General features: G+C 39.1%; 16 protein-coding genes and 1 other RNA gene. 7 read left to right on the forward strand and 10 right to left on the reverse strand.

The window, feature by feature from the left end; translation table 11 throughout:
* Window positions 1–8: 8 nt before the first annotated feature.
* On the reverse strand, window positions 9–2,276 hold the full coding sequence (locus PARA125_RS05785; protein ID WP_213157774.1) for a heavy metal translocating P-type ATPase: 2,268 nt from the start codon (window positions 2,274–2,276) through the stop codon (window positions 9–11).
* 92 nt (window positions 2,277–2,368) lie between these two features.
* Between PARA125_RS05785 and def the strand changes: the two genes are divergently transcribed.
* On the forward strand, window positions 2,369–2,902 hold the full coding sequence (gene def, locus PARA125_RS05790; protein WP_213157775.1) for a peptide deformylase: 534 nt from the start codon (window positions 2,369–2,371) through the stop codon (window positions 2,900–2,902).
* Window positions 2,903–2,977: 75 nt separating this feature from the next.
* Window positions 2,978–4,357, forward strand: a complete 1,380-nt coding sequence (mgtE, locus tag PARA125_RS05795; protein WP_213157776.1) for a magnesium transporter — start codon at window positions 2,978–2,980, stop codon at window positions 4,355–4,357.
* 126 nt (window positions 4,358–4,483) lie between these two features.
* Here mgtE and PARA125_RS05800 read toward each other — a convergent pair whose 3' ends face one another.
* Window positions 4,484–6,925 carry a U-box domain-containing protein gene (locus PARA125_RS05800; protein WP_213157777.1) on the reverse strand — a complete coding sequence of 814 codons (2,442 nt, stop codon included), beginning with the start codon at window positions 6,923–6,925 and terminating at the stop codon, window positions 4,484–4,486.
* 374 nt (window positions 6,926–7,299) lie between these two features.
* Window positions 7,300–10,416 carry an isoleucine--tRNA ligase gene (ileS, locus tag PARA125_RS05805; RefSeq protein WP_213157778.1) on the reverse strand — a complete coding sequence of 1,039 codons (3,117 nt, stop codon included), beginning with the start codon at window positions 10,414–10,416 and terminating at the stop codon, window positions 7,300–7,302.
* Window positions 10,417–11,082: 666 nt separating this feature from the next.
* Here ileS and PARA125_RS05810 point away from each other — a divergent pair.
* A complete protein-coding gene (locus PARA125_RS05810; protein WP_213157779.1) occupies window positions 11,083–14,136 on the forward strand; it encodes a hypothetical protein in 3,054 nt (1,017 codons plus the stop codon).
* 593 nt (window positions 14,137–14,729) lie between these two features.
* Window positions 14,730–15,317, forward strand: a complete 588-nt coding sequence (locus tag PARA125_RS05815; RefSeq protein WP_213157780.1) for a hypothetical protein — start codon at window positions 14,730–14,732, stop codon at window positions 15,315–15,317.
* A gap of 179 nt (window positions 15,318–15,496) precedes the next feature.
* Here PARA125_RS05815 and ffs read toward each other — a convergent pair.
* From ffs to PARA125_RS05835, 4 genes are all read right to left on the reverse strand, one after another.
* Window positions 15,497–15,595: signal recognition particle sRNA small type (gene ffs, locus PARA125_RS05820), an RNA gene on the reverse strand.
* A 135-nt stretch (window positions 15,596–15,730) separates the two neighbouring features.
* Entirely contained in the window at window positions 15,731–16,495 is a 765-nt protein-coding gene (locus PARA125_RS05825; protein ID WP_213157781.1) for a M48 family metalloprotease, read from the reverse strand.
* Between the two features lie 240 nt (window positions 16,496–16,735).
* Entirely contained in the window at window positions 16,736–17,254 is a 519-nt protein-coding gene (locus PARA125_RS05830; protein WP_213157782.1) for an NUDIX hydrolase, read from the reverse strand.
* A complete protein-coding gene (locus PARA125_RS05835) occupies window positions 17,251–17,919 on the reverse strand; it encodes a MazG family protein (protein ID WP_249274219.1) in 669 nt (222 codons plus the stop codon). The genes PARA125_RS05830 and PARA125_RS05835 overlap by 4 nt, the downstream gene beginning before the upstream one ends.
* Window positions 17,920–18,040: 121 nt before the next feature.
* On the opposite strand from PARA125_RS05835, the gene PARA125_RS05840 reads away from it, so the two are divergent.
* Window positions 18,041–19,156 (forward strand): phosphotransacetylase family protein, encoded by a 1,116-nt coding sequence (locus PARA125_RS05840; RefSeq protein ID WP_213157783.1) that lies wholly within the window; start codon window positions 18,041–18,043, stop codon window positions 19,154–19,156.
* Between the two features lie 31 nt (window positions 19,157–19,187).
* On the opposite strand, the gene PARA125_RS05845 is transcribed toward PARA125_RS05840, so the two are convergent.
* Entirely contained in the window at window positions 19,188–20,567 is a 1,380-nt protein-coding gene (locus tag PARA125_RS05845; protein WP_213157784.1) for a hypothetical protein, read from the reverse strand.
* Between the two features lie 220 nt (window positions 20,568–20,787).
* Here PARA125_RS05845 and PARA125_RS05850 point away from each other — a divergent pair, with 220 nt between their 5' ends.
* Both PARA125_RS05850 and PARA125_RS10170 read left to right on the forward strand, forming a co-directional pair.
* Window positions 20,788–21,207, forward strand: coding sequence for a transposase (locus PARA125_RS05850; RefSeq protein ID WP_213157785.1), 420 nt, complete (start codon window positions 20,788–20,790; stop codon window positions 21,205–21,207).
* Between the two features lie 125 nt (window positions 21,208–21,332).
* Window positions 21,333–21,497, forward strand: coding sequence for a transposase (locus PARA125_RS10170; protein ID WP_213157786.1), 165 nt, complete (start codon window positions 21,333–21,335; stop codon window positions 21,495–21,497).
* A 566-nt stretch (window positions 21,498–22,063) separates the two neighbouring features.
* Here PARA125_RS10170 and PARA125_RS05860 read toward each other — a convergent pair.
* Both PARA125_RS05860 and PARA125_RS05865 read right to left on the reverse strand, forming a co-directional pair.
* Window positions 22,064–23,428, reverse strand: a complete 1,365-nt coding sequence (locus PARA125_RS05860; protein ID WP_213157787.1) for a hypothetical protein — start codon at window positions 23,426–23,428, stop codon at window positions 22,064–22,066.
* 467 nt (window positions 23,429–23,895) lie between these two features.
* Complete coding sequence (locus tag PARA125_RS05865; protein ID WP_213157788.1) at window positions 23,896–25,224, reverse strand: hypothetical protein; 1,329 nt, start codon at window positions 25,222–25,224, stop codon at window positions 23,896–23,898.
* Between the last annotated feature and the right edge of the window lie 24 nt (window positions 25,225–25,248).

Genomic DNA, 25,248 nt, shown 5'->3' on the forward strand with positions numbered 1-25,248 from the left:
GACGGTTCTTATTTCCAGTAATAAAGTCTTAGAGCATTTATAATGACTGAAATAGAGCTCAAGCTCATCGCCAAGGCTGCGACAATAGGGCTAAGCAACCAGCCTGTAAAAGGATAGAGAATTCCCGCAGCTAAGGGAATTCCTAAGCTGTTGTAAATGAATGCTAAAAAGAGATTTTGTTTGATGTTTCGCATAATTGCTCGGCTCAGTCTGATCGCTTTTGCAATCCCAAGTAAGTCCCCTGAAACTAAAGTTACCTCTGCGCTCTCCATAGCCACATCTGTTCCTGTTCCCATGGCAATTCCGACATCAGCAGCTGCTAAAGCAGGCGCATCATTAATCCCATCTCCCGCCATCGCTACCTGGCTATTTTTCTTTTGCAGATTTCTTACAAAAGTTTGCTTATCAACAGGAGAAATTTCGGCCACTACTTCATTTATCCCCAATTGGTCGGCCACAGCCTGAGCGGTTTTCAACCGATCGCCTGATAACATGACGATTTTATTTTCCATCCGGCGTAATTCAGAGATAGCTTGTGGGGTTGTAGATTTGATCGGATCCACCATAGACAACAAGCCAGCAGCAACTCCATCGACGGCGATATGTAAAATAGTCTCAGCAGCCTCTGTTCTTTGCTCAAGCTCCGTCAGTAATCCTAAATCCTGAATATTAAGCTGTTTTAAAAAATGCAGTTTTCCAATAAAAACCTCTCTCCCCTCAATTTTTCCTTTTACTCCGCCCCCCGCCACGGAAATAAAACCTTCGGACTTAGCAAGGGAGATAGAACGTCTTTTAGCTCCCTCTACAATAGCCCGAGCTAAAGGGTGTTCACTGTTTTGTTCAATTCCTGCAGCTAGATAAAGCAAATCTTTTTCTTTCCATGCCCCTAGCGCAAAAACTTGATTTAAAATCGGTTTTCCCTCAGTTAACGTCCCAGTTTTATCCACCACGATTGTTTGGACTTTTTCTAGTTTTTCTAAAGCTTGGGCATTTCTAATTAAGATCCCCTCTGCCGCTCCACGCCCTATTCCCACCATGATTGACAAGGATGTCGCTAGCCCCAGTGCACAGGGACAAGCTATCATTAAAACAGCGACAGCATTCAATAAACCATACACGAAAGCAGGCTGAGGACCCCACGTATACCACCCCATAAACGTCAAAATAGAGGCGAGAATAACAAGTGGAACAAAATACCTAGCAATTCTATCGGTTAATTTTTGAATAGAAGCTCGACTTCTCTGCGCCTCTGCCACCCTCTGTACAATTTTTGCAAGTTGGGTATCTTTTCCAATTTTGTCGGCGCGCATTAAGACAGTGCCAATTTGGTTAATGGTTCCTGTTAACAGCGTATCATTGACTTCTTTCTCCACTGGCATAGGCTCCCCTGTCATCATGGCTTCATCAAAAATACTTTTTCCCTCTACAATGATCCCATCAACTGGAACTTTGCCTCCAGGTTTAATTCTTAAAATATTTCCGATCTGAACCTCTTCTACCGGAATTTCATATTCAATTCCCTCCTTTATCACATAGGCTGTTTTAGGTGACTTTTCTAAGAGGGCTTGGATCGCTAGTCCAGTTTTGCTAAGGGCTTTTAATTCCAATACTTGTCCCCCCAAAACTAAGACAGTAATCATAGCGGCAGTTTCAAAATACAGAGGAGTTAATCCTTGATGATGCAAAGGAGAGGGAAAAAGAGAAGGAACAAATAGGGCAGCTATACTATACAAAAATGCGGCAGAGATTCCTAATGAAATGAGGCTAAACATATTGAGGTTCCACCTTCTGAAGGACTGCCAACCTCGCTGGAAAAATGGCCCACCCGCCCATAACACAACAGGCAAGCTCAACGCAAATTGAACGGATCTAAATACCCAAGAGGCAAAAAATTGGGAAACAAACATTCCTCCCATAGAGAGAAGAAATAAGGGAATTGTAAAAAGAAGCGCGATCCAAAATCTATTCTGCATCTCGCGTAATTCCTGATTTTCTTCTTTTGTAAATATTTGAGGTTCAAGGATCATTCCACAAATTGGGCAATTACCTGGATAAGCTTGTTGGACTTCTGGATGCATAAAGCAGGTATAAAGTTTGGCATGCTTCACTGCTTGAGTGGCGGCTAAATATTTTGTAGGATTACGCCTAAACTTTTCCAAGCAAGCCTTACTACAAAATAGATAGCTCTTTCCTTCGTGAGTTAATCGGCCAGCTTCATGCGATTGCTCGACTTTCATGCCGCATACGGGATCTGTGTTAACGAAGTTTTCAACCATTGCAACCTCACTAATTTTTTTTAAATATTCATTTAAAATAAGACCTGTTATAATACATCTACCATTTTTAAACTTTAAATTTTAAATAAATCATGTTACTTCCTCTTGCCTATTACGGAAACCCGGTTCTCCGGAAAAAAGCGACACAAATTGAAAAAATTGACGATTCTATTCGCCAATTAGCTGCAGATATGATTGAAACCATGCACGCCACTAATGGGATTGGCTTAGCGGCTACTCAAATCGCTCAGCTCCTCTCTATCTTTGTGACTTGCGTTCCTATTGCTCAAGAAGATGGGAGTTGGATTGAGGGCAAGGATCGGGTCTTTATTAATCCAAAAATTTTAACGTACAGCCAAGAATTCCACGTTTTTTCTGAAGGCTGCCTCTCTATTCCCAAATTATTTGCCAATGTAGCACGTCCTGAAAGGATTAAAATTCAGGCGATGGATCTAGAAGGACATACTTTCGAAGAAACCATGACAGGTTATGAAGCCACTAATTTCATGCACGAAAATGACCACTTAAATGGAGTTCTTTTTATCGATCGCTTAGAGCGCAAGGAAAGAAAAAAAATTGAACCTATCTTGCAACAAATCAAGAAAAAATATGCTTTGAAAAATTAATTCTTAAACAAAAAAACTTGTTATAAAGGAAAAGATGTTCAATTTTAATCTTAGATACGTGTGGGAGTCTAAGGGATGTATGATTCATTTGACAAAGAACATCTTAAGAAATTAATCCATTTGCATAATCGCAAGGAGATTACGCAAGCCGTTAAAACTTCTTTACCAGCAGATTTAGCAGAGCTTTTTTCCGAATTATCGGAAAAAGATCAAAAATATCTCTTTGAATTGCTTCCCCCAGACCTTTCTACAAAAGTCTTTGAATTTCTTGATTCCTCTACGCAGCAAGAAATCTTAAAACTTCTTTCCATTTCTCAAGTCACTCATTTATTGAACGCCATTTCGCCTGATGACCGTACGGCCTTTTTAGAAAAACTCCCACCTAAATCTCTGAATGACTATTTAATCCTTCTCACCCCTTCCGAGCAAAGTGTAGCACTGAAGTTACTGGGATATCCAGAAAATAGCGTGGGTCGCTTAATGACGCCTGATTTTCTAGCAGTTAGAAAAGAATGGTCAGTGAAGCAAGTCTTAGACTACATAAGAGCGTATGGACATGACAGCGAAACAATTAACCTCATTTATGTCGTAGATGAAAAAGGAAAGTTATTAGACGATATTAAGATTAAAGAGTTTTTATTTGTTCCTCCTACCTATAAGGTGGCCGATTTAATGGATAACTCTTTCGCAGCTCTTTGCGTAACAGACGATCAAGAAGTCGCGATTAATACTTTTAAGAAAAATAACCGCGGCGCTTTGCCCGTGATTGACTCTCAAGGGATTTTAAAAGGCATTGTTACGATTGACGATGTTTTGTTTGTTGCCGAAGAAGAGGATACGGAAGACATCCAAAAAATTGGAGGAGTGGAAGCATTAGAAGACCCCTATATGGAGGCCCCCCTTTTTCGATTGATTCAAAAACGTGCCTTTTGGTTGGTAATATTGTTTGTAGGAGAGCTTTTTACAGCCTCTGCCATGACATTTTTTGAAGAAGATATTGCCAAAGCAGTCGCTCTGGCATTATTTGTACCCTTAATCATCTCAAGCGGCGGTAACTCGGGATCTCAAGCATCTTCGCTCATCATTCGAGCTATGGCTCTTGGCGAGATTAATTTGAAAGACTGGTGGAAAGTCATGGGTCGTGAGCTTATTTCTGGCCTTTTGCTAGGATCTATTCTGGCTATCATTGGATTCGTACGGATTGGAATTTGGACCCTTTTTACAGATGTCTATGGGCCTCATTGGTTGCTGCTCGGGTTAACTGTGAGCCTTTCTCTCATTGGAGTAGTAACCTGGGGAACGATTATGGGTTCTATGCTTCCTATTCTCATTAAACGCCTAGGAGGAGATCCCGCTTTATCTTCAGCTCCCTTTGTCGCCACCTTGGTAGATGTCTCGGGAATTATTATTTATTTTAGCCTAGCAGTCCTTATTCTCAAGGGAGTTTTGCTATAAAAAACAAAATTTTTTTCCTCTCGCACGCCTCTCCCTCATAAAAATGGAACAATCGGGATCAATTTTCGTGTGCTTTTTTCTGAAAAAGCCATCTAAGGCTTTCTAAAAACTTAGAAACCCGATGAATTAGGGATCTGCAGAAGAAAATTTGCGAAACCGCTCGCTTGCAGCTCGGAGGGCAGGGTTAGGGGTTAAGATTTTACTTAAACGCTCTCGCGTGATAGGAGAGGTTCCGTTTTCCTCCATCCATTTTTCAATAGCCCATGCTTCATAATTGGAACCGTCGCTTGCTGTCACGGGATTTTTCATATATCTTCGCGTAATAGGGCAAATACAGTCCTCACGCTTAAATTCTTTTGGAGTCTGAGGGACTTCCTCTTTCTCTATTTTTTCCCATGAGGCTTCCTCTTCTTCGCTTTGATCGCTGAAAGGATTGAGTTTTTTTTGCCATTGGTCGTACAAGAAAGCGATGAAGCTTTTTTCAATTCCATTTTTTGTTATCCTCTTATCTGCAATCCCTGCCAGGTGAACAATTCTTTCAAGTTTTATCCAAAATAATTCCGCACCTTTTTTATCGTTATTTTCAATGATGGAAAAGCATCCTTTTAAGTTCAAACTATCGTCATTAAAATCTTCCCTTTTGATGACAATCACTTTATTTCGTTTGTTTTCAAAGTGGGAAAAAATCAAGCTTTTAAATATTTTGAATTCAGCTTGCCTATTAGCAGAAAGGTTAGAATATTTTTTTGGTATCCTGACAACTATCCCGTCCGCGCCCTTTGCTATCTCCGGATCGCGGCTCTGCGCATGCCAAATTAAAGAAAAGCCAGCAGATTTTAAATCATGAGAAAAAGAGAATGCTTCGGGATTAGCGGCTGAATCGTCAAAATCTATCAAAACACACTTTTTTGCATTACTCTCCACTTCCATCTTAATGAGGGATAGGCATTCTTGGTAAGCGTTTAGCTCTGGGGTGGAATATTCCTCTATTCCTATCAATTCTTTGTATTTTCTTTCTAGATAGAGTTCAAAACTTTGCTCTCCTCTATCTGCAGGCATAGGAGACAAATGGACTCCCATAATTTTAGAAAACAATTGAAGCCTTTCCCAATAAGGTTGGGGGTGAGTAGCATCGCTCAAATCTACCACCAAACTTCCATTGTCTTTCAAGGCTTGAATTTCAGGCGGAAGAGCCCCACATTTTTTAAACAGAAGAACGGTAGTCCGTTTGGGATCTTTTAATAAATCAGTGTGGCATCTTACCTCTTCACATTTTTGGCGGTTTATTTCGTATTTCTTAGTATATACCACAAATATGGCGTTACTCGCTTTTAGCTTTTCTTCATTAAGCTTAAAACCTAGCACCTCTAGCTCCCCGCTAAGTCCGTAGCTTTCCGTATCTTCGTCGAAATTACCTAACGGATCGGCGATTTCGAAAAGAATCACCTCTTCTTCCCTATCTCGAGGTTTATCCATACTTCTCAGGATCACAAGACATTCCTCATAAGCAAAAGAAGGGGATAAAGGGCTTTTTGTCTCTTCTATCCAAAAATAATCGTCGCTGTTTTCTCTTTCTGCCTCTTCAACAACAGCCTCTTTCAAACTTTCCGGCTCCTTTTCCTCTTCAGCTTGCAAAATATAGGAGTTAGGGGGCGATCCTAGGGGAAGGGGTGCAAAAATACGGACTCTCGGTTCTAAAGAAAGCTTGTATTTTTCCAACTTTTCGAGCCATAGATTTTTTAGATCTCTCATAAAATCGCTTGCTATAAATGGCAGCCCGGCTGCACAAGCAATCCCTGTTAGCATATTTAAGTAAAACTTTTCTGTATCTGATGGATCGGATACATCTATGTAATAATTTTTACCCCCATTTTTCGAGGAAATTTTTTTAGTAGAAGTAAATGCAAAGTTCACAATTATTTTATTTTCAAGCGGCAAAAATTCAAATAAATTCTCATTAGACCATTCGTCTTTTTCAGATTCAATTTCTAGGCGACAAATGATATGATGGTTGAGAGTGTGGTTATAGTTAAAAGCAAAGTCACATTCATTTGGTTTTTTTCTGGGGACAGAAAGGCCTGCTTCTTCAAAGTATTGATACATTTCATCAAAAAGATGGTTAATAAAGCCTGGAACCACCACAAAGCATTTGGACTGATGCTTGAGCGCGCGCAGCTTGTCTTTAATTAAAGCTAAGCATTCTTCAAAAGCCTCCTGATAAATATGGCTGGAATTTTTCTCTGGCGAAATAATTTTTGTGACTTTCTTAACTTTTTTAACTTCAACCTCTTCCTCCTCTTTCAAGGGGGTTGCTCTAAAGCAAGAGCACGAAGAATTTGAAGTGAATCCGTTTGCCTGATAAAATTTGATATTGTGCTGAAGTAAAATTTGGAATAAGGAATTGAGCTCGTGACATTTTAATTCTTTTTCTTCACAATCAGATTTACCGCGGAGTTTAAAGTTTACAGTATGAACACCACCTTTTGCCTGTAAAGCTTCTATGGTAACAAACTCAACGAGGGAAAAATCCCCATTAAAATGAGTCGTGTAAGAGAAAGGTGCTTGCATATAAATTCCTTTAAAAATGGATGGAAAGACATTGTTTATCTTTTCTTAGAGAATTGACTCTCAAAATCATAAGGCTATTTCCGCAGAAGCAAAAAACAAGCTTCAGACCATAAAAATTCCCCTCACACGTCCTCAAAATACGTTCTAGGGCTCATTCCTCAACATAAAGCTTATCGATCGCAAATTAGCATACCTCCCTTTTATTGGATAGGTCTCTTTAAAAATGCGGTATGCCTAAACGGATTGATTAATAAGAAATCCCTCTTTTTAATATCTAAGCTAAAAAAGAGGGAATATTTTAAAGTTTACCGAGCTGACTTTACGGATAGAAAAAGCCTTCATTTTTTTTGAAGGCTTTTTCCTCTCGATGAGGATCACATTTTAATGAGATTGATTTTAGTTTTTTCTCCATTTAGATCCCATTCTTGCCCATCCACTTTATCTAGAAAGTCTACCTGAAGAGCCAATACTTCCCCATGGATATAAGCCCCATGCTGTACAAAACACTCTTTAACTCTTTCCGTTGTTTCTAGCTGGATGCAAATGCGATCGGTCACCGCAAAACCTGCTTCACGCCGCATTGTATTGACTTTATTGATCACTTCGCGCGCTAAACCTTCTATGAGCAAAGGTTCTGTCAAAATAGTATCTAAAGCGACTGTGAGCATCCCTTCATTTGCAGCAATCATTCCTGAATGCACAGAACGTTCAACTTGCACATCTTCATTAGTCACCCATAACTCTTTGCCTTCAAGCATCACTGCTAAGCTTTTACCTTCTAGAAGTTCGGCTAACTGGGCTTGTGTGAATGTATCAATTGCTTGTTGGGCAGCTTTCATCAACTTTCCAACTTTTTTTCCCAGAACTCGAAAGTTAGGCTTTGCTTTTAAGCTCACCCATTCAGTCTCATTCGAGCTAAATTCAACCTTTTTAACATTAAGCTCTTCGGCGATTAGATGTTGTTGGTCTATTAAAAAGTGCAAAATAGGCTCATCGGGACATGCCAGGTGAACGGCTGCTAAAGGCTGGCGCACTTTTAGCTTATGCTCTTTGCGCAAGGCATGCCCTAAACTCACCACTGTCTGCACAGCTTCCATCCCTTTTTCTAGTTCTTGATTGCGCAACTTTTTTTGATAAACAGGATAAGCACATAAGTGCACAGAGATAGGCATATCCTCACGGCGAAGATTGCTATAAATGCTTTCAGTAATAAAGGGAATAAAAGGAGCAGCAATTTTCGCAAGGGTCAGCAACGTATGATAAAGTGTCGAAAAAGCTTGATGCCGATCTTGATTGGCCTCTTCCTGCCAAAAACGTCTTCTTGAGCGGCGGATATACCAGTTTGTCAATTGGTCTACAAACTTGACAAACGGTTCAACCGCCGCACTTAAGTCATAGGCGTCCATCCCCTCTTCCACTTGGAGCACCAATTTATTAAGAAGGGACAAGAGCCATTGATCGATGACTGCCTCAGGCTTTAACTCTTCCTTTGCAGAAGGCCTCCAATCATAAATACGAGCATAAGTCACAAAAAAGCTATAAGCATTCCACATCGGAATTAAGATTTGACGCAATACAAGCTCTACCCCTTTCTCCGAAAAACAAAGATCCTCTCCCCGCACAGCAGCGCTATGCATCATATAAAGGCGAACCGCATCAGCGCCAAACTTTTCAACTACACTTGTGGGATCTGGATAATTGCGGAGTCTTTTTGACATTTTAGCTCCATCTTCAGCCAGAATGATCCCGTTCACAATTACGTTTTTAAACGCAGGTTGCTCAAACAAGGCCGTCGAAAGAATGGTGAGAGTGTAAAACCATCCTCTTGTTTGGTCTAATCCTTCAGCAATAAAGTCTGCAGGGAAGTTGCCTTCAAAAAGTTCCCGATTCTCAAAAGGGTAATGATTCTGGGCGTAAGGCATGGAGCCTGATTCAAACCAGCAATCAAAAACTTCAGGCACACGCTTAAAAACCTTCCCATTGCGTTCAAGAAGGAGATCGTCGATAAAATGGCGATGCAAATCTGTTATTTTATGCCCCGCTTCTTTTTCTAATTCTGCCATACTGCCGATCACAATCAACTCCCCATCTTCTGCCCTCCAAATGGGTATAGGGGTTCCCCAATAGCGGTTTCGACTGATCGCCCAATCCCGAGCCCCTTCTAGCCATTTGCCAAAGCGCCCAAATTGAATATGGCTAGGAGTCCAATGGATTTCACGGTTAGAGGCTAAGAGGTTGTCTTTAATTTTTTCCACCGCCACAAACCATGTGCTCATCGCGCGATAAATTAAAGGGGTATCTGAGCGCCAACAAAAAGGATAACGGTGATGAATGGTGCCATGCTGAAAGATTTTTCCTTCCCCTTTTAGTCGTTTGATAATATCCTTATCCGCATCTTTAACGAAAAGTCCTTCATATTCGGGAATCTCTGCTGTAAATAAACCATTTGTGTTAACAGGACACACAATTTCGATTCCTGCCCTTTGCGCCGCATAAAAGTCCACTTCCCCAAATGCTGGGGCACAATGCACGAGTCCTGTCCCCTCTTCCGTGGAAACACTCCCCTCTTCAATGACTCGAAAAGCCCCAGTCTGAGCTCGATCTGCAAAATAAGAAAAGGCGGGTATGTACCTGAGCCCAATCAAATCTTTCCCTTTCATCTGCTGCACAACTGTGTAGCTCGTTTCCTCTTTAAAATTACGAGGAAGATTAGGCTGAGCTAAAATGTAATACTTTCCAGAGGCATGGTCTTGAATTTTGACATAATCGATTTCAGGCCCAGCTAAAATGGCTAAATTGGAGACCAATGTCCAAGGAGTAGTTGTCCAAATAAGCAAAGAAGTATTGGGTTCATTTTCTAGGGGGAAAGCCACTGTTAAAGAAGGGTCATCCACTTCCTTGTAATTTTCCCCTGCTTCAAAATTGGATAAAGGGGTGCCCAGCTTAGCGGAAAAAGGCATGACTTTAAAACCTTCGTAAACTAAGCCTTTCTCATATAGCTGTTTAAATACCCACCACACCGATTCCATAAAGGAGACATCCATGGTGCGATAAGTATTCGAAAAATCGACCCATCGCCCCATGCGCATAACCGTTTTTTTCCACTCTTCGGTATAGCGCAATACAATCTTGCGACATTCTTCATTGAAATTAGCAATTCCAAACGCCTCGATCGAAGCAGCGCCTGATAGCCCTTGGCTTTTCTCAATCTCATTTTCAATAGGCAAGCCATGGCAATCCCAGCCAAAGCGGCGAGGCACGCAAAATCCTTTCATGGTTTTATAACGAGGTACCACGTCTTTGATAGTTCCAGCCAGCAGGTGTCCATAGTGAGGCAAACCCGTTGCAAAGGGAGGTCCATCATAAAAGGAAAATAAAGGAGCTTCCTCTCGTTCCTGAATGGAACGCATGAAAATATTTTCCTTTTCCCAAAAATTTAAAACTTTTTTTTCTCGTTCGTCAAAAGATTCACTGCCAACGGGTTCTAACATAAATTATCCTGAATACCAAAAGTTATTAAAAATGTGTCACCCAAATTATAACTAAATGCGCAATAAAAATGAGCGGAAATATTCAGCTTTAACCCCTCCATCGGCAAAGACAAGCAAAGGAAGCTAGAAGCCCAGGCTTTAAGTTTTTGCTTGTTGAGATTCCTCGTGATTGAGCCTCAATGGTAGGATTACTTCTGCAAAGCTCAATAAAAGGCCATACAGCGCAACAATGCTCGATTGATAGGAGTTCTCCCTTCTAATCTTTTTGGCCTGTTATGTTTCCTAGCTGCTCGCCTACATTCTACCGAAAGCTACCCGATTTGTGCGACGTTGCTCGAATTTCATTCAGGAGATACTATCCAACGCTTTTTAGAACTCTTTCTTATAGGCTACACAAAGCAGGGCCTGAAAAGTAAAGAAATTTCAAAAAAACTGTTTGAACGAAATAGCCCCTTCCTGAAAAATATTGGAAAATTTCTAAACTTTTTTATTTTTTTAAAAGGTTTTGCCAAAAGCAAAAAAGTTACTAGAAAATAGTTTCAATTTATTTAAAGCTAGCAAAATAAAATTAAATTAAACACGTCAAACATAAAACTAATTGCATTATTCATTTTAATTTGTTATTATTTTTTGGATTTTTAATAAAATTAATTAAAAAGGATTCTCATGCAAGTCTCTCAAAATTCCCCCTACTTTTATCAAAACTCTTTTCAATTTAATCACCCCTCCCACATTAAAATTTCCACCCTAGATAAACAAGAGCGTGAGGTGGATAGCGAAGTTCTCGAACAGCTGGGAATATTGAAGGACCTTTTGATCATGGATTCCGAAGAGGCAAAATCGTGCGAAGTTTCTTTGAATTTTGAGGTGAAAGTGATCGATTTTGTACTCGCTTACTCTGAAAAAAGAATCGCGTTCGCTAAAGAGAAGATATCTGACGTAGACTTTTCTCTACTTTTACACAACCAAGCAGCAAAAGAGGCTTCTTTGCTTCCAGAGATTTACCAGTTTGCATGCGTTTACTCAGTTGATCATTTGCAAAAAGCTTTACTATCCATGCGTTTAGAAGACAACTTACTGGATGAACATTGCCTTCAACTTTTGAAAAATATTGTCGATAGCGAGGAGGGTGATATCAATCAGCGTAAATTCGCCTGCTATCTCTTGAGCGTATTGCTTAGCCAATCCCAGCCAGAGTTAGTGAAAAATCTGTTTTACCACTTCCTTCCTGAGCCTACCCTAGATAATGCAAAAGAAACATTTGACAATATAACCGAAATATTTACTTGGTTAATGGGAAATGAGAAAACGAAGCTCCCAGCTCGATTAAACTGTCTTTATCTCTTTTTTGAAGTCCTAAACGAAAAAGAGATTTTAAAGTTATCACCCACTTTCCTTTTCGCTCTAAAAGACGCCCTTCCTCAGTTATTTGAAATGAGCCTGGTTTTACCGACTCATGCCATTATGAGCTTGGCAACCCATATAAAGGATCCCTTTCTTGCCATAAAATTATTCGAAATACTTGACATCTCTTTTAACCTTGAAAAAGTCCATTTTAATGAAATCCTTGACTGGGGCAGCTTAATATTGAAATCCAACGACGCCGAAATGATTTTTATATGTCAGGAAAGCGTCATCGCTTCATTTGCTTTTCAAGCCATGGCTCCCCATTTTCCTTTGGATAGACTAGAGGAAATTGTAAAAGCTTTTTACGAATGTATAGTAAGCATTGAAAGAAAAGGAACATTAACCGAGCATAAAGGAACCATTTCTCCCCGCACCGCTTTTCTGAGACAGAAAAGAGTGCCAATAAGCGATCCTTACATTGTGAATTGCGCTTTTCATACGATCGGTTCCACTTTTAAATTAATGCTTAACTCAACCAGAGATCCGCTAGAATGGTTAGAACATTTAAAAAAGCTCCTTCATTTATATTCAAAATTTAAAAACTTTATTTTAGGAAAAAATGGAAATCCTTATTTTCTTTTTAATAAAGGTTTTTTATACACGCTAACCAATCTTGCCCTATCTCCGGAAGATATTACCCATCAAGAATTTTTAAAAGAATTTGCAAAATTACTCGCTGATTATCAATTAATCGATCCTGAATATGCCTCTTATTGTATAGACATCTATGAAAATTCTTTTCCGGCTTTTGTGCAAGACATCCGTAAATTATGGAAAAAAGGCTCGCTTAACCTAAGCATAGAATTTTCACAAAAGCCCGAACTTGAGCAGAACTTACAAAAATTCGAGCTGCCGGTTGTGGAAAAAATAATTGCCCATCTTCGGCAAAATCAAATGGATACAGCGGTAGGTATGTTACGCGAAGAAGAAAAATTAAAGGGGCAACAAGGCCCCTTTGACAAAATCCTTTTTCGAGCAAATTTGCTAGAAGAAATCTTAAAAAACGAAAATGGTTTCGCATATGCCTTGGAATTTATAAAAAATTTTGGAAAAAAAACGCGGGGATTATTTTTAGAAACCGTAATGAATGCTCTGCCATATAAACAAGATAGCCAGGCAGAAAGTAGGATCGAATTCTTTTCTAATTTGTGGAGAGGCATTGAGCCTTTTAATGACACCAAACTGAAACAAAAATTTTATAAACAATTGATTAACTATGCGGTAAAACAACCAGTTAAAATGAATTTAGAGATTGCAAATAAATTTTTATTACATTGTCAAGAATTTAAAGATTTACAATCTTTTCCTTCAAATTTATTTAAGTTGCTAGAATCTCTGATCACACAGGGACAGTTAGAAGAAAATCCGCTACCTATTTTTACATTCGTCAAAGGCTTTTCCTTTATCCTCCATATGAATCCGAAAAAAGATTGTTGGCTAAAAGAAGTTAAAGATTGCCTTCTCCCTTCCATCATCGTTTCTCACGTGCTTCTTGAAGAGGAAGGGGAGAAAAAAATGCTGGATTATTTTAGCCATTTAAGGCCAAATCTGTCAGTCCTTTATCTGTTAAACAAAATGGTTCCTTTAGTGAACTATCCCAAATCTAGTGAAAAATTTATCCCCTTTTTAAATAAAATTGTTTTCCAACACATTGAAGAGTGGACTAAGCATTGGCAAGCCCTCAAAACCCCTTTCCACAAGAAAAAATTCGAAGCAAACTCACAACATCTTTACACCCTTCTTTTTAATGAAAATTTAAAAAAGTTACGACATTCAGAAGAAGGAGAAGCAAGAGAGAATTATTTGAATGTTGCTAAAAAATTATTTTTGCAAGTCACTTTAGAAAGTAAAATCCAATTTTTGCGCACTATTTTTGCCCTCTATCCTCTGGAAATCACACGAACATTCGTTCTAGATTTCTGCCGCCATGCCAGCAACCAGCTAAAACTGGCAGAAGTGGCCTCTTTAGCTACATTTTTAGGCGAAAGAGCTTTGACCCACATTTATGCGGAGAGTGAAGCGCTCTTTCAGTTCGAATTCCAGGAATTTTCCCTTCCCTTTCTCACAGCTTTAAAAGAAAGTGGGTACCACCAGGAATTTTTAAATTATATTTTATCCAGGAATGTTACCTTTAAACAATACGCCTGTATCCACAATATGTTAGCTAGAAGTCCTAAGAAGTCTTTAGCTAGAGACAAAAGGAAATTCGAAAGCGGGGAAGAAGAGAGGGCATCGTCCGACGATTTGGCATTAAACCAAATCGTCCTTTCGGGAAAAATGCAACTTAAAAAAAGAAAAAGTGAACAGCCATGAAGTTTAAAAATTCCCCTTTTATTTTAAAAAATTAAAAATCACCCTCATAGCAACTCCCCTAAATTAGGCTCGAATTAAAAGAAAGATTAGCCAATAATTTAGGGGAGAGATGAAAGAATCGCAGGCATCCTTAAGGCCTCGATGCCACCCTTAAAACCCCTATATTCCTGTCTTGGCCTGGTTCAGGCTACTCCATTCTGTAAACCCCTGCTTCAAAACTTGAAGAAGAATAAAGAAAAACTAAAGGTTAGCTCAAAAGCAGGCTAACAAAAATGGATCTCTTCTAGTTGAATCCTTCTTAAGAAATAAAACCTAGCTAATTCCCTATCGTAGAAATGTAGAAAGAGGTAGCTTTCCAAACGGCGAAAAAATGCTTGCTTACTAAAGCTTTGCTTTTTTTAGGAGTAGATCTAAATAGCGCCCTTTTTATTTTGCTCCCTACAAATCTGGCATCGCTTTAATTCTTTTTAAGAAAACAAATAATATTTTTTAAAATTAAATTAATAATTATAATAAACCATAAAGGTAGGTTGTTTAAAATTTTTTAATATTTCGAAAGTGATGCTTAAAAATAAGCCTATTAAGGAGAAAATATGAGCCGGATTAACGAATTTAAAGAGTTTTCAATAGGCCAAAGTTCTCACTACAGAACAATTGATGTTAAGAAGAATACGGGGGAAAAAGTTTCTATTGAGCAAGCGGTTAAAGCTGTGGGAGGAAATGCTATTCAAAATTTTATAAACCGCTTTATTTTATTTTTCAAAAATCATGAATGGTATACCGCCTCTAGAATCAAGGATAAACTTAAAACCCATGATTATGAAACCTTAATGCATATTAATGAACTTTTCAGAAAAGCTTATCCTGATGACACTCAAGTGGATGACCCTCGTATTTTAAATTTTATGAATCATTTTGTTCACCCTCGCCTTGTTAAGCAGGGAAACAAAGAATTTGCCTCCACACTTTCTGGAAATTCTCGCCTCTTCTTGAAAGAATTAAAAAAAGAGCACCCTGCTGTTGTCCAAAACCTGGCGAAACTCGTAAAAGCAAATATCTCTCCTGCCGATTTATTCAATAAATTTGGAAGGGAAAACCCTACAGGAATTTTAGAAAAACTTAAAGACAACGCCGAAGTAGACCGTATGATTGAAGAGATAGAAAAAGCAAAAAAGGGATAGGAAATTTGCATGCAAAAAGCTCGACAGAGATTGTCTGGCACGGCCAACTCAAATTCGATAAAGAGGCTCTGTCGGAAAGAATTAGCAAAATGAGGAGAAGCTCAAAGAGCAAAAAAAATTAAATAAAACCCGAAAAGTTAAATACAAGGAATTTAAAAAAAAGTTCTACCTCAATAAAAAAGGCCGGAGATTGTCTCATAGCACAAACTACATCCTTAAGGCTGCTACATTCCTGTCCTGACCTGGTTCGGACTGTTCTATTCTATGAGGTCCCCGGCTTAAAGAGAATAAAGCCAAAATAAAACATTAACTAAAAAGAGAATTAACCGCAATAGAGATTTTTATTAGGCTTTTGTGGCTGAAAAAGCCCAACCCTTTTAATCCTAGTGGGTGCTTTTTAGAAATGCTTTTCCCTAAACTCCCTCTTTTAGATAATTTATTCTATCTTTTAAAAAAGGGTGTAAAATATCTAATCGATCTTCTCCCTCTGCCATAATGCGTGTTTTTCTCCATACGCTAGAAAGAAAGGAAATCCCTTCTTCATTCCTGTATCCTCTGTAAATGCTCCGGCAATCTTCAAAAAATTCTATAGCTGCCGCCTGTGCTTCTGGTGAACACACGGAAAAGGCTGTCTTATCGGCACACTTTTCTCTCCATTGGGAAGCTAAAGAGTAAGTAAACATTCCTGCCGCAACCCCTCCACTGCAAGCAACTCCCCCATACCACTTGCCTGATGACAAATCGGCTGATCGAGGAAATAGCACCGATAAAGCAATTGTCGTCACCATACTAGCCACCCCCGCGACTAGGCAGAGAGTTAACGAGTCATGATGCTTGATATGCGAGATTTCGTGTGCGACAAAAAATTCTTGCGTCTCTGGAGTTAAGCATTCAAAAAAATAAGGATCTATTATGACCCCTGCTCTGCCTGGAAAAATGACGTTTCCCATTGCCTGTGCCCCTAATTCTAGACCGCTTATTTCCCTTATCTCTAATTTTTTGCAAATTTTCAATTTATGCGCCAATTCCTGAACTTTGGTTTCTAAAGTATGCCTTTCTTCTTCAGGCAAAACTTTTAGGTCTTTTTGAAAACGCAATCTGCAGGAAAAAATGCCTACAACCGCAGCGGGAAATAACCAGGTTCCCCCAGCCACTGCTAAATTTACCCAAGTATTCATTGCGAGCCTCCTTTTAGAGTTATTTACTTTTAATTTTAAAAATCAACCAACGGTTATTTAAGGTCTATTAGAAAATTAAAAAAATAAAAAAGCCACCTCGTCTCATTTACTCACTTTATGCATGTACATGATCTTTTTGCAATGCTTTATAAGCATGATGTGGAAAAACCAGGAACTCTCCGCCTCTCTCGCGCCCGTTTTAAAAGGCTATATTTTTAAAAATAAAGGAGAGAAAAAGATTTAAAGGAAGGATTTAGTGGCAAACGTAACACCCGCTTCCGCAGATATTTTAAAGGTGGATAAATCTTCAAAAAAAATCTGCTTTAAAATTTGTTGCGTTTCGACAAATATCTCTTCATCAGGCTTTAAGAGGGCAATTTCCGAGGGGGTAAACCAGCGAATGCCTTCCGTTTCCTCCACATTCTGGGCAAGGGCTCCTTTTACGGGATATCCTAGATACACAAAATCTAAGTGTTGGTGAGCGGGCTGGTCTCGGTAAGCCGGAACTTCGGCAATTAAGCATACATAAGGACGCTCAAAGCTAGTGGCATTCCATCTTTCAATCCACACATTTTCCTGTGAAAGTAAAGCCACTTCTAAACCTGTCTCTTCATAAGCCTCACGCCTAGCTGCTTCGGGAGGGGTTTCATTCGGTTCCAGATGACCGCCAGGAGGCAGCCATTTTCTCAGTTTTTTATGAAAAATGAGAAGGACTTTTTGGTTTTCAAGGATGTATACTGAACTCGTAAATTGCCTCATTCTACCAATCCCTCCTGTTTGCGAAAATGCTGTTCAACTTTCGAAAGCGTTTTTCGAAGTGCCATCTCGGGATCGATCTTTTTATTTTCGGCATGTAAAACAAGAGAGAATAAGGTATTCCCAATGGACTCTTCATCCTGACATTCCCAGTGGGAGTCTTTAAAACCCTCTAAAGGAAAGGCTGTTTTTTTGATTTTTTTGCCTATTTTTGCTCCCCGCATTAAAGCAGGAAGCGCTTTAGAAATCCCATCTAAAATGCTTTTCCGCTCTTGCTTTTCTTGTTGTTTAAGAGCTTCCCACTGGCTTGTAACTTCCTCGGCTGTCTTTAATTTTTTGTCGCTGAACACATGCGGGTGACGGCGAATCAACTTAGCAATCACATGAGAAACAGGCTCGTCCATTTGAAATTTTCCCTCTTTTTGCGCCAATTTAGAGATAAAAAAGAGGTTTAAAAATAGATCTCCGAGCTCTTCTTCCATATGTTTTGCATCCCCTAAATCAACAGCTTCCACCCATTCGGCTGCTTCTTCTAAAAGGGTTGAGCGCAAGGTTTCAAGGGTTTGTTCCCGATCCCACGGACATCCATTAGGCCCTAGCAATGTATTTAGGACACTAAGAAGCTCTCTAATCTTTTGGAGCAAGCTTTCATCATCTGCATGGAGCATTTAGGTACCTAGCTAAAACTAAAAAAAGCATTTTATCATTAACCCCGATTTCTACTCATCAAATTCTTGCCTTTTTTTGCCTTAAATTTCATAGTTTGACTTCCAACAAGGGAACTCCAAAATGCCAAAATCCTCCATTTTTATCGCCTCCACCGGTCAAAATATCGGTAAAACCACCTTATGCCTAGGAATCATTTCGGGCTTAAAAAAAAGGTATCACAAAGTTGGCTTTATCAAACCCGTTGGCCAGCAGCATGTGACAATTGAGGAGAATGTGGTCGTCGATAAAGACGTGGTTCTGTTCAAAAACACCTTTCAGCTCGAAGATCCCTGGATGGATATGAGCCCGGTGATTATTCCTCAAGGTTTTACCCGCGATTACATTGAAGGAAAAGTGACTGAGCAAGAGATGACCAAAAAAATCCAACACGCCTTTCAAAAAATTTCTGAGGCTAATAATTATACGATTGTGGAGGGAACCGGACATGTAGGAGTAGGCTCAATCATTAATCTTGGAAATGCTAAGGTTGCCTCGTTACTGGGATTGGAAATGGTGATTGTCACCTCGGGAGGCCTTGGATCTGCTTATGACGAGCTAGCTTTAAATTTAGCCCTCTGCAAAGAACATAAAGTCAAAGTACGCGGAGTTATTCTCAACCGTGTTTATGAAGAAAAAAAAGAGATGATTCTTCACTATTTCCCAAGATTATTAAAAAAATGGAATATTCCGCTTGCTGGTTGCATTCCCTATAACGAGTTTTTAAATAATCCGACAATTAAAGACTTTGAATATCTATTTGATACCCCACTTTTTGCAGGAGAGCAACATCGGTATCGACACTTTCGCCATACGCGCTTAGCCGCTTCTTCCTTAGAAGCTTATGAAGAAGAGGCCACTCCAAATGAGTTAGTTATAACACCCGCTAGTCGTGAAGATATTATTCGATCTGTCTTGAAACAACATCTCACCGCTTCTGAAACAGATGGCACCGATTTCCAAGGGGGAATGATTTTAACAGGCCGCCATCCTCCTAGCAAAGAAATTTGCGAGCAAATTCGGCAGGTTGATATTCCCACTCTTTATGCCCCTCTGCATAGCTACGACGCTCTTAAGATGATTACCTCTTACATTGCTAAAATCCGGATGGAAGATCTTCCAAAAGTTGAAAAAGCTATTGCCCTAGTAGAAGATCATGTCGATTTTGATCTGCTTACAAAGGGAAGTCAATCGCCATAAAAGCTGTTGGTTTAATGGCGGCTTTCCAAAACTATAAGTCTGCTGTTTGCTCTGCCAGCGGAAATTTTTCTTCGAATTTTTCTAATACCCTTTCCACTGAAGTCTCCTCTCTTTCCTCTTCTGTAATCAGTTCTGCATCTACCCACGTTTGCTTTGTCTTATCAGCTTCAATCAATTTTTTAGCGAGAGGATACAATGTAGGCTTAGCTAAAGCTAAATTAATCAGCTTAACAGGCCCAGATATTCCCTCTGGCTGTTCGGCAGAGGGATATAGTCTATATAACTCCTCAACTAATACGAGGGCATCAGGATTTGCTCCTTTTTGAAGAAAGAGATCCACAAGCTTAGGGGAATTTTGGCTAATCGCTATACATAGCGGAGAGACACATGCCTCCGATGTTTTATCGATTTCTCTTATGACAGGGATATTTACCAAATTGGGAAATCTAGCCAAGATTTTTTCTGCCAGAGAAACCACATACTCATCATTTAACCCATCTTTACAATCCAATAGGGCTCGACGAGATAAAATATACAAAAGAGACACCTTAGCTGGGCGCTCTTCAATTTTCGTCAATATAGTAGGTTGGCCTAAGGATAAAGCAAAATCAAAGAAATCATCTTGAACGATTTTCATTTTGACAGCTTCTTTTATCATGCGGCCCGCGAAGAAAAAGGAGCCCCTATTATCTAACCAATTTATAGTTTTTGCATAGATAGCTTTGAGAGCCTCTTTATTTTCTGCTAAAAGACTTCCGCTAATAGCATTTTTTAAAATATGATAAGCTTTATTTTGACTAACTTTTGTGGCAAATACTTTATCCTTACTATCCATTGTTATGGCAAATAGTTGTTTGATGGCCGTTTCCGACCCAAATTTTCCCACAACTAAAGCTAATTCTGAATCAAGGCCCCCGTTTTGTAATACCTGAAGCATAATTCCTAACTCATTTTGGATAGCTGTTTTTTCTGCTTCAGCTTCAGGCTTTGCCTCTTTCAAGTCTTCTAAACGATTCTTAAAGAGTTTAAATGCTTGTTGGCGAACAAAGCTAGCTTTTTTTATTAATTGTTGTTTCTCGGTGGAAGTTGTTCGAGCCTTGGCGATTGTGTGTTTTAAAAGAACGTACATATGATTGCAATTGGCTGCATCTTGGAAGATGGACTGCGAAGCTTGAACAGTTTTTAAAGCAACTTCCACCGATTTTTTTGCCTGTGTTGTGGCTACCCCTTTTTTCCCTAGAGTAAAAAAGCGGACCAATAAATTCAGGACACTTAGCGTAAAGGTTTTTATTTTCCCATCTTTTTTTCGTACGCTAAAGTGAGTGGTGAGCACCATTTCGGGATCTTGAGCTGCTTTGGCTAAAGCTAAGGTAAGATTTTTTTTATCGGTTACATTTAATTGGATTGCCATAACAGACCTCCTTATTTAATATCTAATTTTCACAAGCTATATCATATCATTCATTAAACGCCTAATTAATTATTAAATTAAATAAAAAACAATAAACGATTAATAAAGAAGGTAAGCATTGGCTGTGTTGAAAAAATTCTCTCTAGAATCTTGCTAAAATCCCTTGAAAAAAGAAACTCCTTGTTTTTTTCCGATCAAAGAAAAGACCAAGGAGTTTGCGATGCGCGAACGCAACTGGCAATGGTATAACACACAACTCATTCAACGCAGAAGCCTAACTTTTCTTTTAGGTCCAAACCTTCTCAAGCCAGCCGTAAAACGACAGTCTACCAGAAGAAGACCAACCGAGTACTCGAATATACTTATTGAGAGTCTTTTCATGCTCAAAATTCAGTTTAAGCTGACATATCGTACTCTTCAAGGGTCTGCTCAGTCCTTTTTAACAAAACTTTTACCAGGTAACAAGGTTCCCGACCACACCCTGATGGGCAAGCGTGTTCAAAAGTTAGGTAAAACGCGGCCTAAGCTCTCCCACTCACACAGCCAAACAGCCACCCTTGATCCATCAGGCGTGGAAGTGGTAGGCAAAGGTGGATGGAAAGTAAAAGTGCATGGGCGAGGAAGACTCCGCAAGTGGTGAAAGTCCACTTAGCAGTAGGTCTCAAGACTTTGGAACTCCTGGCGGAAATGGCGACAATTTCAGAGGCTGGAGACAGTAGAATGACAGCTCCGCTACTGGATTAACTAGCCCGTCCGCCAAAACAAGTGATTGCCGATGGAGGATACGATAGGCGGGAGGCGCGCAAAGTCATCAAAGACAAGGAAGCCAAACCATTAATTCCACCTCCAAAGAATGCAAGATATAAGTTCAAAAATGATGGGAGAGATATAGCCATGCTGGAAATATCGGGGCGTGGAGGCGATCGATAGGCTAGATCTCTTTGGGGAAAACTGACAGGCTATAATTGTCGAGCTTTAGTGGAAACGGCCTTTTCCATTTTGAAACGCTTATTTGGCGATCGATTCTTTTCAAAAAATTTTGAACGTCAGAAAGTTGAAAACAGTTTCAGATATATTCTTTTCAACAAGATGGAAAGATTGGCAATTTGAAAAATAAGAAATAAGAACTTTTGAAAATTTTAACTAAATTTTTAAATCGATTTTTTCAATACAGCTCCATTTTGGCAATCTAGCCACAAGTAAAAATGAACTTTTTATTGTTTGTATCTTTAATTCCAAGGCGGATAGCAAAAGATCCATTCAACATGCTAAAAAGGCGCCCCCTAATCCCCTTTTTGTTTAGCGAGAAAGAAAAGCCCTAAAGATGGCTCTCTTTCATATGGCTAAAATTCGAATGGGAGAACTTCCAAAAGTTGAAAAAGCTATTGCTCTAGTAGAAGATCATGTCGATTTTGATCTGCTTATAAAGGGAAGCCAATCGCCATAAAAACCGCTTGTTTAAGAGCAGCCTTCCAAAGCTATAAGTCTGTCGTTTGCTATGCCAGAGGAAATTTGGCTTCGAATTTTTCTAATACCCTTTCCACTGAAGTCCCTGCTCTTTCCTCTTCTGTAATCAGTTTTGCATCTACCCAAGTTTGCTTTGTCTTATCGGCTTCAATCAATTTTTTAGCGGAAGGATAAAAGCTAGGATCAGTTAAAGCTAGATTAATCAGCTTAACAGGTCCGGATCTAGGTATTCCCTGTGGCCGTTCGCCAGAAGGATAGACTCTATTTAATATATCAGCTGAAAGGAAAGCACCAGGATTTGCTCCTTTTTGAAGAAAGAGATCCACAAGCTTAGGGGATTTTTGGCTAATCGCTATCAAAAGCGGATAGATACATACACCCGATGTTTTATCGGCTTCTCTTATGATAGGGATATTTACCAAACTGGGAAATCTAGCCAAGATTTTTTCTACCAGAGAAACCACATACTCCTCATTTAACCCATCTTTACAATCCAATAGGGTTTCACTAGCTAAAAAAGTTAAGAGAGACGCCTCAGCTGAGCGCGCTTCGATTTTCACGGATAAAGTAGGCTTGCCTAGAGATAAAGGTAAAGATAAAGCAAAATTAAAGAAATCATCTTGAACGATTTTCATTCTGACCATTTCCTCTATCATTTGACCCATGAAGATAAAGAAGCCTTCATTCTTTAAAGCATCGACAGTTTCTGCCTGGATAGCTTTAAGAGCCTCTTTATTTTTTGTTAAGAGACTTCCGCAAATAGCATTTTTTAAAATATGATAAGCTTTATCCTTACTATCCATTGTTGGGGCAAATAGTTGTTTGATGGTCTTCTCCGACCCAAATTTTCCCACAACTAAAGCTACTTCTAAATCAAGGTCCTCGTTATCAAGGCCCCCGTTTTGCAATACCTGAATTATAACCCCCAATTCATTTTGGAGGGCATTTTTTTCTGCCTCAGTTTCAGGCTTTGCCTCTTTCAAGCCTTCTAAACGATCCGTAACATTTCTAAATGCTCGGTCACGAACAAAGCTAACTTTTTTTATTAATTGCTGTTTCTCGGTGGAATCTGTTCGAGCCTTAGCGATTGTGCGTTTTAAAAGAACGTACATATGATTGCAATTGTATGCATCTTGGAGGATGGACTGAGAAGCTTGAACAATTTTTAAAGCAACTTCCACCGATTTTTTTGCCTGTGTTGTGGCTACCCCTTTTTTCCCTAGAGTAAAAAAGCGGACCAATAAATTCAGGACACTTAGCGTAAAAGTTTTTATTTTCCCATCTTTTTTTCGTACGCTAAAGTGAGTGGTGAGCACCATTTCGGGATCTTGAGCTGCTTTGGCTAAAGCTAAGGTAAGATTTTTATTATCGTTTACATTTAATTGGATTGTCATAGCAGACCGCCATATTTAACATCTAATTTACACAAACTATATCATACCATTCATTCTATATCATACCATTCATTAAACCCCTAATTAATTATTAAATTAAATAAAAAACAATAAACGATAAATAAAGGACGTAAGCGTTCCCCCTTTCACCCCGTTTTGGTAACCTGACTACCAGTGAAATTGGACCCTTTATTTTTGTATTTTTAATCCCGAGATGGATAGCAAAAGATCCATTCAAAGGCTAAAGGCACGTCTCATCCCTTTTCTTGCTTAGCGTAAAAAAGGGGTCTTAAAGATGGCTCTCTTTTATATAGCTAAAATTCGAATGGGAGATCTTCCAAAAGTTGAAGAAGCTATTGCTTTAGTAGAAGGCCATGCCAGTTTTAGTCTGCTTACAAAGGGAAGTTAATTACCATAAAAGCCGCTTATTTAATAGCAGCTTTCTGAAATTATAAGTCTGTCGTTTGCTATGCCAGAGGAAATTTGGCTTCGAATTTTTCTAATACCCTTTCCACTGAAGTCCCTGCTCTTTCCTCTTCTGTAATCAGTTTTGCATCCACCCAAGTTTGCTTTGTCTTATCGGCTTCTATCAATTTTTTAGCGATAGGATACAATGTAGGCTTAGCTAAAGCTAGATTAATCAGCTTAACTACTCCTAAAATTCCCTTGGGCCAGTCACCATCAGGAAATAAACTATTTAAACAATCAACTGGTAACAACTCAGCTACAATGAGAAAATCGGGATTTGCTCCCTTTTTAAGAAAAAGGTCTACAAGTTTAGGGGAATTATAACCAACCGCCAAGAAAAGCGGATATAGAAGGGAGGATTCTCTATCAACTTCTCTCAGAAGAGGGATATTTGCTAACGGGGGAAATTTAGCTAAGAGTTTTTCCATCAGGAAGATCTCCTCATCATTAATGGCACAACCTTTCTGCAGAAAAGCATACCAAACGCATAAGATAGAGCCTTCGTATATTTCTCCTCTTGTTTTTAATAATACAGTAGGCTTACATAGATTTAAGGCAAAATCGAAGAAATCATCTTGAACATCGATATCTTTAAATTTAACAACTGCTTCATACAGCCCATAAAAAAAATGGAAGAAAAATAAGTCGCCATAAGAGGCATTTGCTTGGATAGCTTTAAGAGTCTCTTTATTTTTTGCTAAGAGACTCCCGCGAATAGCATTCTTCAAAATGCTGTAAAATTCATTTGTGCTACCTATTGTGGCAAACAGCTGTTTGATGGCCGCCTCCGAACCAAATTTTCCCATAATTAAAGCTAATTGTGGATCAAAGTCCTCTTTTTGCACTACCTGAAGCATGCCCTTTATCTCCTGCTGGATGGCAATTTTTTCTGCCTCAGTTTCAGGCTTTGCCTCTTTCAAGCCTTCTAAACGATTCGTAACGTTTTTAACTGCTCGATCACGAACAAACCTAAGTTTTTTCATTAATCGCTGTTTTTCTACGAAACTTATGCGCTCCTTGTCGATGGTACGTTTTAAAAGAACGTACATATGATTGCAATTGGCTGCATTTTGGAAGATAGGTCGAGAAGCTCGGATGATTTTTAGTGCAACCTTTACAGATTGTCTAGCATTTGTTGTAGCTACCCCTTTTTTCCCTAGAGTAAAAAAACGGACCAATAAATCCAGGACACTTAGCGTAAAGGTTTTTATTTTTCCATCTTTTTTTCGTACGCTAAATTGAGTAGTGAGCACCATCTCGGGATCTTGGGCTGCTATGGCTAACGTTAAGGGAAAATTTTTATCGGCTATATTTAATTGAATTGTCATAACAGAATAACCTTCTTTAACCTA

The sequence above is a fragment of the Parachlamydia sp. AcF125 genome (assembly GCF_018342475.1).
Lineage (GTDB): Bacteria > Chlamydiota > Chlamydiia > Chlamydiales > Parachlamydiaceae > Parachlamydia.